The sequence below is a fragment of the Alteromonas sp. ABE4_545 genome (assembly GCF_056161325.1).
In genome coordinates, this window is the sequence record NZ_JBSWYY010000019.1 from 25,543 (window position 1) to 40,933 (window position 15,391).

Below are 15,391 nucleotides of genomic sequence, written 5' to 3' on the forward strand. Positions count from 1 at the left end.
AAAATAAAGGGAGCGGATGTTTTACACATACGCTCCCTTTTTGCATCTATACACTAGACAGTGGGCGGTTTATTTTTCTGCAATGCTGCCTACTTCTAACACTGGCGATGCGTCGATATTCTGCGCATTCATCATACTCGCAATGCGCTGCATAGTGGCAACCATCTGACTTTGCTCCCACTCTTCAAGGCTATTAAAGCGCTCTATAAAGTGTTCTTGTAAGGGGCGAGGGGCGTTTTCTAGCGCGGCTTTACCTGCGTCAGTAAGGTACACGCCCACTTTGCGTTTGTCTTGATTGCTGCGAATACGCGAGGCCAGTTCACGATTTTCCAAGCGGTCTAATATATTGGTGATGGTTGCGGGGCTTAAATTTAAGCTGTCAGCAATTTCACGCACCATGATTCCGGGTTTTGCTTCAATATTTTGCAGCACCAACAGTTGTGGCCCGGTTAAACCTACGTCTTTGCTTAGCTGTTTACTGCGCATATCAATAGCGCGAATAACACGGCGTAAAGCCACCAACAATTCTTCTTCTTTATTCATAATCTTTTCACCAATACTTCGCCAACATTATCGCATCAAATAGATGAAGTGCTGATGCTTCTGATAGTGGTCGATGACATCGTTGATCACCGCAACCTTAGACCACCCCATAATGTCGTAATCTTGGCCACCTTCACTTAAATGCACTTCGGCGCGATAGTACTTTTGCTCATCATGCGTGTCCACTGTTTCCTGCTCTGTAGGCAATATTTCTGGTTGGGCACTGGATGTTAGGTAAACAGCGTAGATAAAATCGGGTTCATTACCCTGCGAAACCGTTAGTCGAATCCACTTATTCGATTTCTCAATTTGTGTTTCAAACGAGCGCTGTTCAAATTCTTCGGCTACATCATGCAGTGCCGGTGACACAACTTTGGTTAAAAATTGGCTTACTGTGTTTCGGTTAGGGAATGAGGCTATATTGTCTAACCGTTGTTTCCAAGACTGAGTAAGGTCGCCACTTGCTAATTGGGTAGCCGACATTTGCAAACTTTCTTGCTTTATTTTCTCTACCCGTAGCGCTTTGACCAGCCCCCACATGGCAACCAATAACACAATTGCAAAGGGCAGGGCAGCTGCAATAGTCATGGTTTGCAGTGCATTTAAGCCGCCAGCGTAAAGTAGTATTGCGGCAACAATACCTACCGCAACAGCCCAATAGATACGCTGCCACAACGGGGTGTCGTTGCGTCCATGAGAGCAGAGCATGTCGACCACCATAGCACCTGAATCACAAGACGTGACAAAAAATACGATCACCATGAGCACGGCAATAAAGCTCAGCACATTGGCGTAGGGGAACTGTTCTAAAAACACAAACAAGGCCACAGATGTGTCTTCTTGTACCATATTCGAGAGCATCTCATTGCCATGATTCATAATGCTGTCGATGGCGGTATTGCCGAAGAAGGTCATCCATAGCAAGGTGAATGCAGAAGGGATCAATAACACACCAAGTACAAATTCACGCAGTGTACGGCCGTAGGAAATACGCGCGATGAACAAGCCCACGAAAGGTGCCCAAGCAAGCCACCATCCCCAGTAGAAGATTGTCCAGCCACCAATCCAATCGGTTTTTTCATAGGTAAACAGGTTAAATGTGTTGCGTACAATATCTGACAAATACGCCCCTGTGTTCTGCACATAAGCTTGCAGTAAAAATACGGTTGGCCCTAAGGCGAGCACTAGCACCATCAAAGCGACGGCTAAAATCATATTGGTTTCGGATAACCGTCGAATACCTTTATCAAGGCCCGTAGTGACAGAAATAATAGCAATCCCCACAACACCAGCCATGAGCAACATTTGTGTAACCGTAGTATTAGGAATGCCAAAAAGATAACTTAGCCCAGCATTTACCTGACTCGCCCCAAAACCCAGAGAGGTAGACACGCCGAATATGGTTGAAGTAACGGCAAAAATATCAACGATGTGACCGGGCCAGCCATAAATTTTATCGCCGATAAGCGGGTAAAGCGCAGAGCGCAGCGTTAATGGTAAATGCAAACGATATGCGAAATATCCCAGCACTAGTGCCACTACGGCATATATGGCCCATGCGTGTAGCCCCCAATGAAAAAACGTGGTTTTCATGGCTTCCCGCACGGCATCAATACTTCCCGGTTCTGCTGTTGGTGGTGCGAGATAGTGCATCACCGGCTCAGCGACACCAAAAAACATCAAACCAATGCCCATGCCCGCTGCAAACAGCATCGACAACCAAGTTACTAATGAAAATTGAGGTTTGGCGTGGTCGGGGCCTAAACGGATATCGCCATACTGGGAAAAGCCTAAAATGACTACGAAGATCAGAATAATGGCCACTGTTAACACGTAAAACCAGCTGCCATTAGTCACGATAATGTCTTGCAAATGACCGAAAAAGCGATTGGCAACGTCTGGTGTTATTGCGGCGAAACACAGCAGCAAAAATATGCTGGCCGATGAAAACAAAAACACAGGTTTGTTCAGAGTGTGTTTATTTGGTGTGGGGGACTGACTATTCAAACAATAACGCTCCGCATTCTAATTATTTTAGCAGGATGTAAGAAGGTGAAATATACCGTATTTATCGCATTCAATAAACTTGTGTAGTAATTATTAGTTTTAGATGTAATAAATAGTCAAATTTTGATTAATTTGAGGTTTTATGATGGTGTAAATAGTTAGAATACAAATGGATTTGAGATTATTTCAAAATGCATTATGATCTAAATGGTAAAGTAATAGTAAAAGTTAATTCTTGTTTCGGCGTGTGTTCGCGTCGTCAATATCATTTCAATAAGAACCAACACAGGATCACACTATGCAAAAAACCAAGCTGAGTTGCGCAATTATTGCCGCACTCGCTACCGTACCCGTCTATGCGCAGGAGACCAGTAGCAAAGCCAAAGCCTCTATTGAAACTATAGAAGTCACAGCAACTAAGCGCTCTGAGTCAATTCAAGATGTTCCGGTAGCGGTAACGGCACTCGATGGCGATGCACTAGAAAACCTAGGTGTTGAAAATTTTTCTGATTACGTAGAGTTTCTGCCTAATGTGACGTTCCAAGGAACTGGCCCTGGGCAAAATGAAATCTACATTCGTGGTGCAGCGACAACCCAATCAAATATCATGTTGTCTTCTGTGCAAGCACTTCAACCATCGGTGGCTTTTTATCTCGACGAAATGCCGGTTTCTATGGCGGGCCGTAACCTTGATGTTTGGGCGGCAGATATCCAACGGGTAGAAGTACTTCCCGGGCCACAAGGCACATTATTTGGTGCGAGTTCTCAGGCCGGCACAGTGCGTATGATCACCAACAAGCCTGACCATAGCGGGTTTTCAGCGGGTGTTGATATGTCAGTATCCTCTACGCGCGGCGGTGAAATGAGCAATTCGGTTGAAGCCTTTATGAACTTCGCAATTAACGAAGATTTGGCCGTGCGAGTGACCGCCTATAACGACAACCAAGGTGGTTGGATTGACAACATTGCCAACGACCCCGGTAATGGCGGATATATTGGTAGTGCAGAAGTTATTAGTCGTATATCGGGTGGTGTGTTAACCGACCCAGAAAATACACCAATTGTATCGCCAAACAACGATAGTTTGGTTGAAGACGACTTCAACGACGCAACCTACGCTGGTGTGCGCTTTGGCTTGTCGTATATTCTGAATGAAGATTGGGATTTATTGATCCAACATACTCAGCAAACGTTAGACACGGAAGGGGTGTTTGCTTACGACCCTAATCTCGCCGGCGACAGCTCAGTAAATCGCTTCCAGCCAGAGGAAAACTCTGATGAGTTTGGGTTAACAACCTGGACGTTAGAAGGGCGTTTAGACAAACTAGACCTAGTGTACACAGGTGGGTATTTAAATCGTGATATTGAAACCTTGGCTGATTACACCGGATATACCAATGGCGGTTTGTTTTCTGCTTATTACGTGTGTATTTACGGCACGGGTAACGCCGCTGATGAGCGTTGTTTAGACCCTACCAAATTCTACAAAGAAGATACCGACACCACGCGTGAAACACACGAATTCCGTGTTAATACCAATTTAAATACACCATGGCAGCTTACTGCAGGGGTATTTTATGATGATCAAGAAGTGGCAACCGTGGGGCAGTTTAAAATTGCCAGCACAGAGAAATTCCCTGATTTAGCGCGCACGCTAGTGGGGAATGAAGGTATTAACAGTAACGGCGGGCCGTTTTCCTCAGAAGTGAGTTTTGTTAACGACATTACTCACACAATTGAACAAATCGCTGCGTTTGGGCAACTTGAGTACAATATTACCGATACATTTACCGTAAGTTTTGGTGCGCGTTGGTATCAGATTGAAGATACTTATCGTGGGTCGACTACTACAGTAGACGTGACTCGTCGAGTACAAGCATTTGGCTCGATGGACCCTGACGAATTGGCTGCCGTAGGTCTCGACCCTGACGCGGTGCAAGCTGCCGTAGACAGTGGGCAACTAGAGGTAGATAAGCTGGGTTCAGACGGCACACTAACGGTTGATGATGTAATCTTTAAGTTTGGCGTAGACTGGAAAGTGACCCCAGACGTATTGTTGTTTGCTAACTACTCTGAAGGCTTCCGTCCACCGGTGACCAACCGAGTTGGTGGTGGTTTAGCGAGTAATCAGTCTGGTACATTCGAAAACTTCCGTATTCCGGTGTATTCCACAACCGATGAATTAGACAACTATGAAATTGGTATGAAAGGTGATTTTCTCGACGGTTCGGTGCGTATTAACGCCACAGCTTACTATTCAGAAATTACCGATTTACAAACCTCTCGTTTCGACCCAACTAACATCAGTTTCTTAGTGTTCACTGATAACGTGGGCGATGCCGAAATTCGTGGTTTAGATGCAGATATTACTTGGTTGGCAACTGACGATTTAGTGATCAGCGCCGCGTTTAGTGTATTGGATACAGAACTCACACGTGTTAACGCTGAGCTAGAAGGAATTGCCGCTGGTGTAGGCTCTGCACTACCTTACAGTGCAGACTTCTCTGGCAACATTAATGCGCGTTATTACTATGAGTTACCAGATGGTCTAACCGGTTATGTCAACGGCTCGGTGAGCTACACAGGCGACCGTTTAGCGGGCATGGTGATGGACGCATACGTAATGGAAGATGCGACTAACCTGATTTACGGCACCGGTTCTGGTTTGTCGATTAAGGAAGAAGCTGCGGTATACGAAGGCGTAACTTATGCTGATGCCAATGGCGAAACGTTCAAAGGTGGCCGATACGTACAAGACAGTTACGTGTTGACTAATATCGCCTTTGGGGTAACCAACGATACCTGGAAAGCGGAATTGTTCATCGATAACTTGTTCGATGAAAGTGCGATTTTAAATATTGATACACAACAGTTCACGCCAAAAGTGGTCACGAATCGTCCTCGTACCATTGGGTTGCGATTCTCCTACGATTACTATTGATCGTCCCCGAGCGTTTACGTTCGGTCAAGTCTAATGATAGTGTAACGGCAAGCGATGGGCTTGCCGTTTTCTTTTACTTTTTGTGATCTGAATGACAACGATAAAAACAACACTGAACGACATCAAAAAAAGTTTGCAACAGGGAGGATTGCCGGATGCCTTGTCTCAACTGCAAGCGTTTGATGTATCCACTCTGTCATTGGGTGAATTAAAAGAGGTTTTGTATCTGAAGGCGGTTACACAGCGCCTGCTCGCACAAACAGATAAAGCCTTAGTGACGTTAAACGAGCTGATTCAACAAGTACCTGATTATGGCAGGGCTTATCAGGAAAAGGGTTATTGTCTGAAAGTTCAAGGCAATAGCAAAGGTGCCGCTGAAGCGTTTTATCGCGCAACGCAATACAATCCTGCGCTAATGACGAGCTGGCAGCAATTAGTTCCTATTTACCAGCAACAACACCAAGAGGCTGCGCTGGCGATTGCGAATGAGCAATTGCGTTACCTACAATCATTACCACGCCCCATCCTTGGTGGGTATGACCTGATGTACGAAGGGGAATTGACGACAGCAGAGCAGGTTTGTCGGCAGTTTTTACAGCAGAATAAGCACCAGCCAGATGCCATGATGCTACTGGCTGAAATTGGCATGCAATTGAAGGTGTATCACGATGCTGAGTTTTTACTTGAAAGCTGTGTTGAGCTTTATCCAGATCATTATCGGGCGGCCACGCTATATCTCGATTTATTGATGAAGGTGGGGCAGTTCGATAAAGCCTGTGCTCATGCCAAGAAGATGGGAGCCGAAGCACTCACTAATATCGCCGTATCTGTTAATTACGCTAATGCTTTGGTAGGCATTGGTGACATAGAACAAGCCATTACATTATTTACTGCTATTTTAGCAAAAGAGCCTCAGCGCGTCGGTGCGTGGCTTGCCAAAGGCCATGCGTTAAAAGCAAAAGGCGACATTGAATCTGCGATTTCAGCATATCGGCAAGCGGCCAAACTGCAACGGGATTTTGGTGATGCCTACTGGAGCTTGGCTAACACCAAGACCTATCGTTTCAGTGACGATGAAATTGCCAGCATGAAGCAGATTGAGCAAGATAGCAGCCAAGGTATTGACGACAAAATCCATCTGCAATTTGCCCTTGGTAAAGCGCTAGAAGATGCCAAGGCGTACGATGAGGCATTTGCCTATTACCACAAAGGTAATCAGCTCAAGCTTGTGACATCGGGTTACGATATCGGGCGTACTGAACAAGCCATGAAAGCGCAAAAAGAGGCGTGCCCTCAGTCGATTTTTGGTCATTTAACATCGGGTTATGACGCACCCGACCCTATCTTTATCGTGGGCTTGCCACGTGCCGGTTCTACTTTGTTAGAGCAAATATTAGCTTCTCACCCCGATGTTGACGGCATAATGGAGCTGCACAATATTATGGGGTTAGCGTCTCGCTTGTCTTCAGTTGGCAAGGGATATCCTCTAAACCTTGGTGAATTGTCTGACGAGCAATGCCGAGCTTTGGGCCAGCAGTACATTGAGCAAACACGAGTCTATCGTCAAGATGCGCCTTATTTTATTGATAAAATGCCGAATAACTTCATTCACATTGGGCTGATTAAACGCATTTTGCCTAACGCGAAAATCATCGATGCTCGTCGTGAAGTTATGGCCTGTTGTTTTAGTGGTTTTAAACAACTCTTTGGAGAAGGCCAAGAGTTCACTTATGGACTAGAGGAAATTGGCCGTTATTATCGGGCCTATCTTGATTTGATGGCACATTGGCATCAAGTGTTGCCCAAACAAATACTGACAGTGCAGCACGAAGATGTGATTGACGATTTAGAAGGGCAGGTTAGACGTATGCTCGATTTTTGTGGTTTACCCTTTAACCGCCAATGCGTTAATTACCACCAAACCGAGCGTTTAATTAAAACACCCAGTTCGGAACAAGTACGCCAACCTATCTTTCGCACTTCGATGGCTCAGTGGCAACATTTCGATACACACTTGGAGCCATTAAAATCAGCGTTAGTACTTCCGACGCTTTAATCCGGTTTGTGCGAGGATCTTGGCCGATATTTCTTCAATCGAATATTTGGTGCTGTTGAGGTAGTGAATTTTCTCTCGGCGATATAAATTCTCTACCTCTCGCAGTTCCATTCTGCACTGTTGCAGCGAAGCATAGCGGCTGTTTGCTCGACGCTCAGAACGAATTTGATGCAACCGATTAGCATCAATAGTCAGGCCAAATAACTTGTTTTTAAAGCGGCGTAATACCGGCGGCATTTTTAGCATGTCGCCAATGTCATCTTCGGTGAAGGGGTAGTTCGCAGCCTTTATACCGTATTGCAGAGCGAGATATAGGCTGGTGGGCGTTTTACCAGAACGAGACACGCCTACGAGGATAATATCGGCTTCTTCATAGTCTTTTACATTGGAGCCGTCGTCATTGGCCAGCGCATAGTTCACCGCTTCAATTCGAATATCATACGTCGTTTCATGAATACTGTGGGTGCGATGCTTTTCTGGTTTAGACGGCACCCCTAGTACTTTTTCTAAAGGCGCGACAAATTGGTCGAGAAAATTGTAATTGATCCCCACTGAACGAGCGATAATATTGCGAATATCTACGTTTACAACTGTGTAAAAAACAAGCGGTCGTTCTCCGGTATCTTGAAAACTTTCAGATATTTGTTCTAACACGGCATACGCTTGTTCTTCAGTTTCAACAAATGGGATGGTGATATGATTGAATTCAACCGGGAAGTTAGACAGCAGTGCGTGGCCAAACACCTCGGAAGTGATGGCTGTGCCATCTGAAATATAGTAAGCCGCTCGCATTTTCTCTCCTTGCGAATTTGTTGTAAATTTATTACAAAAAGAAATAAAATTTTACTTTCTTATTCCGCACATTCTAAAATTTCCTAGTCGAAAAGCTAGTCTGATAGGGCTTCCCTGTCAAAATCAGTACTCGGCAATACCCTACAACCCAACTATTGGGTACTGAAAAATAAACAAGCTGGAGGCTTTGGAAAGTGCAAGAATACGTGCTTTGGTATCAAGAATTGGGCATGCATGATGTCGGGCGAGTTGGCGGCAAAAATGCATCTTTGGGAGAAATGATCTCCAACCTTGCAAACGCGGGTGTGCAAGTCCCTGGTGGCTTTGCAACCACCGCTTATGCCTTCAACGAGTTCCTCGAGCAAAGTGGCCTTGAAGCGCGTATCCACGATTTATTGGATACGCTAGATGTAGACGACGTAGGCGCGTTAGCGCAAGCGGGTAAAACTATCCGCGATTGGATCATTGATACACCGTTCCAGCCTACCCTTGAAAACGAAATTAAAACTGCTTTTGCCACCTTACAAGGTGACGCCGGCGACGAAGCGTCTTTTGCAGTGCGGTCTTCAGCGACAGCTGAAGATATGCCTGATGCATCGTTTGCGGGTCAGCAAGAGACCTTCCTTAACGTTAAAGGTTACGATGCAGTATTAGTCGCTATCAAACACGTTTTTGCGTCTTTGTTTAACGACCGTGCTATTTCGTATCGCGTGCACCAAGGCTATGACCACAAAGGTGTTGCCCTTTCTGCGGGTATTCAGCGTATGGTGCGCAGTGACATTGCGTCTTCGGGTGTTATGTTTACCATTGATACTGAGTCTGGATTTGAAGATGTGGTGTTTATCACCAGTTCTTACGGCTTGGGTGAAATGGTAGTACAAGGCGCCGTGAACCCTGATGAGTACTACGTACATAAACCAACGTTAAACAAAGGTTTGCCAGCGATTGTGCGCCGTAACCTTGGCAGCAAACTCACCAAGATGATTTATTCTGATGATCTCACCCATGGTAAACAGGTCGAGATTGTCGATATTGATGCAGCCGACAGCCGCACTTTCTCGTTAACCGACGACGAAGTGATGGAATTGGCGAAGCAAGCGCAAATCATCGAAAAGCATTATCAGCGTCCTATGGACATTGAATGGGCCAAAGACGGCACTGACGGTAAGTTGTATATCGTTCAGGCGCGTCCCGAAACTGTTCGCAGCCGTGAAGATGCACAAACCATTGAGCGTTTCTCTTTGAAAGGCCAAGCTAAAGTGGTGTGCGAAGGCCGTGCAATTGGTCACAAAATTGGCGCAGGCGAAGCCAAAGTGTTGGGTTCAATTGACGAAATGGACCGCATTCAGCCGGGCGATGTATTGGTAACCGACATGACCGACCCAGATTGGGAGCCGATCATGAAGAAAGCCTCTGCAATTGTGACTAATCGCGGCGGTCGTACGTGTCACGCCGCAATTATTGCGCGTGAGTTGGGTATTCCCGCAGTCGTGGGTTGTGGTAATGCCACAGACTCAATCAATACGGGCGACAAGGTAACGGTGTCGTGTGCCGAAGGTGACACAGGTTTCATCTATGGTGACGAACTGGAGTTTGACGTAACCACCTCTCGTGTTGACTCTATGCCGGATGTACCGCTAAAAGTCATGATGAATGTGGGTAACCCAGACCGTGCTTTCGATTTTGCTCGCTTGCCGAACAAAGGGGTGGGCTTGGCACGCCTTGAGTTCATTATTAACCGCATGATTGGTGTTCACCCTAAAGCTTTGTTGAACTTCGACGAACAGTCTGACGACTTGAAAGAAGAAATTAGCGACATCATTGCTGGTTACGAGTCGCCAAAAGAGTTCTATATCGAAAAGTTAGTTGAAGGTATTGCTACTATTGCTGCAGCGTTCTCCTCTGAGAAGGTGATTGTGCGTATGTCTGACTTTAAGTCGAACGAGTACTACAACCTTGTTGGTGGTAACCAGTACGAACCTCATGAAGAAAACCCGATGCTGGGCTTCCGTGGTGCGAGCCGTTACATTTCAGAAGATTTCCGCGATTGTTTTGCGTTGGAATGTGAGGCTATTAAGCGCGTGCGCAACAATATGGGCTTGACCAATGTTGAGATCATGATCCCATTCGTGCGTACGCTGGACGAAGGGCGTCAGGTAATTGAATTGCTGAGAGAGCAGGGCCTTGTACAAGGCGAGAACGGTTTACGCGTTATCATGATGTGTGAGCTACCGTCTAATGCTGTGCTTGCTGACCAGTTCTTGGATATCTTTGACGGCTTCTCTATTGGTTCAAACGACTTAACTCAGTTAACCCTAGGTCTAGACCGTGATTCAGGTTTAATCGCTCACTTGTTTGATGAACGTAACGAAGCAGTAAAAGTGTTGCTTTCTATGGCTATTCAAGCGGCGAAGAAACGCGGTAAATATGTAGGTATTTGTGGTCAGGGCCCTTCTGATCACGAAGATCTTGCTGCATGGTTGGTCGAGCAGGGTATTGACTCAGTGTCGCTTAATCCAGATACCGTGGTAGAGACATGGTTATACCTCGCTGAAAAGCACGGTTAAGCTAAACTTAGCCACACACTAAAAAGAAAAAACCGGCCAGTATTAACTTGGCCGGTTTTTTTAACTGTATCGCCGCTGTTTATGTTGGCGACTAGGTGCGCTTACGCAACTTGCGCGACAGTAATATGGCATCTAATTTCCTGGCACTTCGGCTCATGCCTTTCTGGCAATGGGCGAGTAGGGTACGTGCACGAGGCCAGTCATAACTGAGCAGCAGTAATCCACCAATTAAAAATAAAATAGAACCCGGCAAGATAAAGAAGATCACCCCAGCCGCGGTAAGTAAACCACCAATCGTTAAACGCAACGCTTTTAGCATGGGTTTGCTCCTTATCACTAAAACAACTAATTCCAATAGCTTCATTATAATGCCGAATTCGCGAAAAGGTACTGACAAATGTTACAATTCGTGACCAGAAAAGCGTGAATTTTTATCCAACCTTGCGCCCCTCAAGCGTGATGTTTGGTGTATAGTGCTTGCCGTTAATGGTAAGTACCCTTGTTTTAACCCCGTTTCTGAGAAGTTAAATGGCTGAACAATCTAATACTCAACATTTGATCCAACAATTACGTCAAGTCGTCGGTGACAGTTATTTATTGACCGACAGCGCGAAGAAGCAACCGTATTGTAAAGGCTTTCGTTTTGGCTCGGGTGATGCCCTCGCCGTAGTGCGCCCAGCTTCATTAGTTGAGATTTGGAAAGCACTGGAACTGTGCGTGGAAGCCGATGTTGCGGTGATTATGCAAGCAGCGAATACGGGGTTAACTGGCGGCTCGACACCAGATGGCAAAGACTACGACCGTCCTATTGTCATCATCAGTACTATGCGTATTGATCAAATCCAAATTATTGATAGCGGTAAGCAAATTGTTGGCTTAGCGGGTAGCACGCTATTTGGGCTAGAAGAAACCCTCGCCCCCTATGGCCGTGAGCCCCATTCTGTGATTGGTTCGTCGTGTATTGGCGCGTCTATTGTTGGCGGTATTTGCAATAACTCAGGGGGCGCTTTGGTCAAACGCGGCCCTGCGTATACCGAGTTAGCCATATTTGCGCAAATTGATGAAAGCGGACAGCTGAGCTTGGTGAATAATTTAGGCATTGACCTGGGTGACACACCGGAAGAAATGCTGGAAAACTTGCAACATCAACGCTATTCAGACGCTGATGTGACGTTTCCTGAGCGCCGCGCATCTGATAATGAATACAATGATCGCGTTCGTGATGTTGACGCTGACACGCCGTCTCGGTTTAACAACGACGGTCGACGCTTGTATGAAGCATCAGGCAGTGCCGGTAAACTCGCCGTATTTGCCGTGCGTTTAGATACATTCCCGATCCCAGAAAAGAAACAAGTGTTTTATGTAGGTACTAACGATGCCAAGGTACTAACACAAATTCGTCGCGATGTGCTGTCTACGTTTAAACACTTACCTGATTCAGGTGAATACTTACACCGAGATTGTTACGACGTATCAAAAAAGTACGGCAAAGACATGTTTGTGGTTATCGACAAGCTTGGCGCTAAATTCATCCCCAAGTTGTTCGCCTTTAAACGCAAGTTTGATGCCTTCGCTGACAAGCTGGGCTTTTTACCGAACAAAATGTCTGACCGCGTGATGCAATATATGAGCTATTTATTGCCTAGCCATTTGCCAAAGCGTATGGAAGCGTTTCGCGACCAGTATCAGCATCATTGGATTGTTGAAACGAGTAATGAAGGGGTAGAAGAAACCCGCGCCTATTTGAATGAATTTTTTAACCACCAAAAAGGTGGCTTCTTTGAGTGTACCGAAGAAGAAGCAGACAAAGCCATTTTGCATCGCTTTGTGGCGGGGGGAGCGATTGGGCGTTACCACATTATGAACAGCAAAAATGTGGGCGCGATGATGACCATCGACGTAGCATTACGCCGCAATGACCTACAATGGTTTGAAGAGCTACCAGAAGAGATCAACAGCCAAATTGATACTAAGTTGTACTACGGGCACTTGTTTTGCCACGTCATGCATCAAAACTATGTATTGAAAAAAGGCGTTGATGCCAAAGCGTTGAAGGCCAAAATATTACAAACCTTCGATGAAAGACACGCTGAATACCCCGCTGAACACAATGTCGGCCATGAGTATTTTGCTAAAGATGCGTTGAAGTCGTTTTACAAACAACTCGACCCAACGAACAGCTTTAACCCAGGTATTGGCAAAACCTCTAAATTAAAGCATTGGGCTGAAGCAACCGGCCATGAATGCGGTTGTGGTAAACCTCATTAGTAATAAAAAACAACAAGTAGTAAGTGATGACAGATAAAAAAATAGATGATCAAGAAAAGCTTGGCGATTGGGTTCGAGAGCAATTTCAAAAGGCGAACAAGTATTTAGCCGAAAATGGCGTACTGTTTCAAAGTGTGGTAATGGAAGACAGTCGCTATCTGGCACCCTATTTGGCGGTGTGGAAGATTCAAGCTAACGACGGTAAATACTATTGGGTGATCAGCGGAGATTTGCCCACCGACTTCGCACTACAAAAGCACGCCAACGACGCGCGAGAAGCGATCCGTCATTTCTCGTTGAATTGGCAAATGAAGGCGGAAAATATTCGTCAAAGTGGTACGAAAGAAAACACGCAACTTGCGTTTGCAGACTTGTTGCAAACCCGCGCTGAAGATTTATATGCCATGTTTAGCGACGAAAAACTGTGGCAAAGCGCTTGAGCGATTATAGATAATCAATAGGTTTACGAACAAAGGCACCTTTCACTAGGTGCTTTTTTTTGTTTGCTAATGCACGGCGTCGTGCTGTGGCATTTTAAACCGCGAAGTGGGGCATTCCATGGGTTGTCGAGGAATACCGGCCTCCATAAACACTTGCCCACAGGGCGTAAACCCTAATGCGGTGTGGTGTTCTACAGTGTGAAGTTCACAGTGTACTTGTACTTTGTCTACATGCCTTTGCTGAGCTTGTTTCAATAGCTCAACGTAGAGTTGTTGGTAAAGCGCCTGTTTTCTGTAACGGGGTAAAATAGCTAAACGGCCGATAATGCCGTCGGCTGTAAGTCGTGCCGTCGCCACCGGTTTATTTTTGGTTGTGCTGATCAAAATGTGGCTTGCGCTTGGGTCTGCGTCATCGAACTCCGTTTCTTCTGGCAACCGCCATTCAAGCACAAACACCTTCTTTCGCAGTTGTTTGAGTCGATTTTTACTTCTAGACCAATCGACGTTTTCAATTTTAAACGTCATATCGCTGTCTCACTTCGTTATACCAAAAGTGAGGGCGGCTATCTTTTCCGTTAGTCGCCTAAAAATCGGCGTCATCCTCATCGGCAAGCAGCAAATACCCTCTATTTTTTAGTATAGACAATAGTTGTAACAATTCGAATTTGTTGTCGGCAGATTGCACAAATTCGCCATCAATGGCAGTGCCCTGGGCGATATCATTGATATCTTCAGTAATATCAGTATGAACAACGAAAGCCTCGCCATTCACATAAAGCACGGTGTTGTGTTGATGTTGGAACAATAAGGGGCGGCATCCCAAAGGAAGCATAAACACGTCGCCTTGCTCTAGGCTAGCTTCAACCATGTCGGGTTGCCACAATTGCTCATCTATCTCTGGTTGCAAACCTTGATCACTCAACTGACATAGCATTTGATGCTCCCACTCGTTAGAGTGCATGACTGCTTGCATCATCGCTCTGAGCTTATCGAGCTCTTTGGCCGTCACCTCGGCGGTGTTGTCACGAGTGGTTAATTCAGGGTCGGTGTAACGCTCGGCCGTAAAGTCTGCTGCGTATACAGTGTCGGTGAGTGCTTGGGTTAACGCTTCTTGATTTGGCGCGCGAAAGCCAACCGAGTAGGTAAGACAATCGGTGAGCGCAATGCCATCGTGAGGCCAGCCCGGTGGAATGTAAAGTATATCGCCGGGCGCTAATTCAACATCGATTACTGCGTCAAAACCAGTAATTTGCTGCAAACTTGGGTGAGGGCAAACCGTATCATAATTACTTGGCTCGCCCACACGCCAATGGCGGCGGCCTTTACCCTGAATGAGAAATACATCGTACTGGTCTAAGTGTGGCCCAACACCGGCTCCCTCAACGGCAAAACTGACCATTAAATCGTCCATACGCCACTGTGGAATAAAGTTAAAGCACTGCATGAGATCACTGGCTTCTGGTAAATAGCGGTCAATACCTTGCACAAGCAAAGTCCACTGGCCTTGGCACGCTGATTCAAAATCTTCAATTGGACCTTGTTGTAGCTCCCAGTTGTCGTTGTGAAAACGAATCACCCGACTGTCTATGTCTGGTTCCATGGCTAAGCCCGCTAACTCGTGTTCGTCTAGAAAGTCTTGAAAATCGGGGAGTGCATTTTTCAGTACCACGGCTTTCTTTTGCCAGTAATGTGCTAAAAAGTCGGCGGGATTAAACTTGTCTAAATAATACATGAGTGATGAAGCCAGTAATTGCGTGTGGCGCGATTATGCGCAAGT

At 45.9% G+C, this 15,391-nt stretch carries 11 protein-coding genes; 5 read left to right on the forward strand and 6 right to left on the reverse strand.

Annotated elements, in window-relative coordinates:
- Positions 1-69: 69 nt before the first annotated feature.
- Together ACXAH6_RS15350 and ACXAH6_RS15355 are read right to left on the reverse strand one after the other, a co-directional pair.
- A complete protein-coding gene (locus ACXAH6_RS15350; RefSeq protein WP_474878213.1) occupies positions 70-543 on the reverse strand; it encodes a MarR family winged helix-turn-helix transcriptional regulator in 474 nt (157 codons plus the stop codon).
- Between the two features lie 27 nt (positions 544-570).
- Entirely contained in the window at positions 571-2,550 is a 1,980-nt protein-coding gene (locus ACXAH6_RS15355; protein ID WP_474878215.1) for a BCCT family transporter, read from the reverse strand.
- Between the two features lie 298 nt (positions 2,551-2,848).
- On the opposite strand from ACXAH6_RS15355, the gene ACXAH6_RS15360 reads away from it, so the two are divergent.
- On the forward strand, positions 2,849-5,491 hold the full coding sequence (locus ACXAH6_RS15360; protein ID WP_474878216.1) for a TonB-dependent receptor: 2,643 nt from the start codon (positions 2,849-2,851) through the stop codon (positions 5,489-5,491).
- 91 nt (positions 5,492-5,582) lie between these two features.
- Positions 5,583-7,547: a tetratricopeptide repeat-containing sulfotransferase family protein gene (locus tag ACXAH6_RS15365; protein ID WP_474878218.1), complete on the forward strand. Its 1,965-nt coding sequence runs from the start codon at positions 5,583-5,585 to the stop codon at positions 7,545-7,547.
- Here the strand turns inward: ACXAH6_RS15365 and ppsR are convergent.
- Positions 7,527-8,339, reverse strand: coding sequence for a posphoenolpyruvate synthetase regulatory kinase/phosphorylase PpsR (gene ppsR / locus ACXAH6_RS15370; protein ID WP_474878219.1), 813 nt, complete (start codon positions 8,337-8,339; stop codon positions 7,527-7,529). The genes ACXAH6_RS15365 and ppsR overlap by 21 nt on opposite strands.
- A gap of 194 nt (positions 8,340-8,533) precedes the next feature.
- Between ppsR and ppsA the strand changes: the two genes are divergently transcribed.
- Complete coding sequence (gene ppsA, locus ACXAH6_RS15375) at positions 8,534-10,906, forward strand: phosphoenolpyruvate synthase (RefSeq protein ID WP_474878221.1); 2,373 nt, start codon at positions 8,534-8,536, stop codon at positions 10,904-10,906.
- A 91-nt stretch (positions 10,907-10,997) separates the two neighbouring features.
- Here the strand turns inward: ppsA and ACXAH6_RS15380 are convergent, their stop codons facing one another.
- The gene (locus ACXAH6_RS15380; protein ID WP_474878222.1) at positions 10,998-11,225 is read right to left on the reverse strand and encodes a tellurium resistance protein TerC; all 228 of its coding nucleotides are present in this window, start codon (positions 11,223-11,225) and stop codon (positions 10,998-11,000) included.
- A 209-nt stretch (positions 11,226-11,434) separates the two neighbouring features.
- On the opposite strand from ACXAH6_RS15380, the gene dld reads away from it, so the two are divergent.
- Together dld and ACXAH6_RS15390 are read left to right on the forward strand one after the other, a co-directional pair.
- Positions 11,435-13,174 (forward strand): D-lactate dehydrogenase, encoded by a 1,740-nt coding sequence (gene dld, locus ACXAH6_RS15385; RefSeq protein WP_474878224.1) that lies wholly within the window; start codon positions 11,435-11,437, stop codon positions 13,172-13,174.
- Between the two features lie 26 nt (positions 13,175-13,200).
- The gene (locus ACXAH6_RS15390) at positions 13,201-13,614 is read left to right on the forward strand and encodes a DUF4826 family protein (RefSeq protein WP_474878225.1); all 414 of its coding nucleotides are present in this window, start codon (positions 13,201-13,203) and stop codon (positions 13,612-13,614) included.
- 66 nt (positions 13,615-13,680) lie between these two features.
- Here ACXAH6_RS15390 and ACXAH6_RS15395 read toward each other — a convergent pair whose 3' ends face one another.
- Together ACXAH6_RS15395 and ACXAH6_RS15400 are read right to left on the reverse strand one after the other, a co-directional pair.
- Positions 13,681-14,139: a GNAT family N-acetyltransferase gene (locus tag ACXAH6_RS15395; RefSeq protein ID WP_474878227.1), complete on the reverse strand. Its 459-nt coding sequence runs from the start codon at positions 14,137-14,139 to the stop codon at positions 13,681-13,683.
- Positions 14,140-14,197: 58 nt separating this feature from the next.
- On the reverse strand, positions 14,198-15,346 hold the full coding sequence (locus ACXAH6_RS15400; RefSeq protein WP_474878228.1) for a cupin domain-containing protein: 1,149 nt from the start codon (positions 15,344-15,346) through the stop codon (positions 14,198-14,200).
- Positions 15,347-15,391: the final 45 nt, after the last annotated feature.

What these genes read in the sequence shown, in the direction of transcription:
- ACXAH6_RS15350 (WP_474878213.1), bottom strand. Translation starts at nt 543, where the DNA reads ATGAATAAAGAAGAAGAATTGTTGGTGGCTTTACGCCGTGTTATTCGC.
- ACXAH6_RS15360 (WP_474878216.1), top strand. Translation starts at nt 2,849, where the DNA reads ATGCAAAAAACCAAGCTGAGTTGCGCAATTATTGCCGCACTCGCTACC.
- ACXAH6_RS15365 (WP_474878218.1), top strand. Translation starts at nt 5,583, where the DNA reads ATGACAACGATAAAAACAACACTGAACGACATCAAAAAAAGTTTGCAA.
- ppsR (WP_474878219.1), bottom strand. Translation starts at nt 8,339, where the DNA reads ATGCGAGCGGCTTACTATATTTCAGATGGCACAGCCATCACTTCCGAG.
- ACXAH6_RS15380 (WP_474878222.1), bottom strand. Translation starts at nt 11,225, where the DNA reads ATGCTAAAAGCGTTGCGTTTAACGATTGGTGGTTTACTTACCGCGGCT.
- dld (WP_474878224.1), top strand. Translation starts at nt 11,435, where the DNA reads ATGGCTGAACAATCTAATACTCAACATTTGATCCAACAATTACGTCAA.
- ACXAH6_RS15390 (WP_474878225.1), top strand. Translation starts at nt 13,201, where the DNA reads ATGACAGATAAAAAAATAGATGATCAAGAAAAGCTTGGCGATTGGGTT.
- ACXAH6_RS15395 (WP_474878227.1), bottom strand. Translation starts at nt 14,139, where the DNA reads ATGACGTTTAAAATTGAAAACGTCGATTGGTCTAGAAGTAAAAATCGA.
- ACXAH6_RS15400 (WP_474878228.1), bottom strand. Translation starts at nt 15,346, where the DNA reads ATGTATTATTTAGACAAGTTTAATCCCGCCGACTTTTTAGCACATTAC.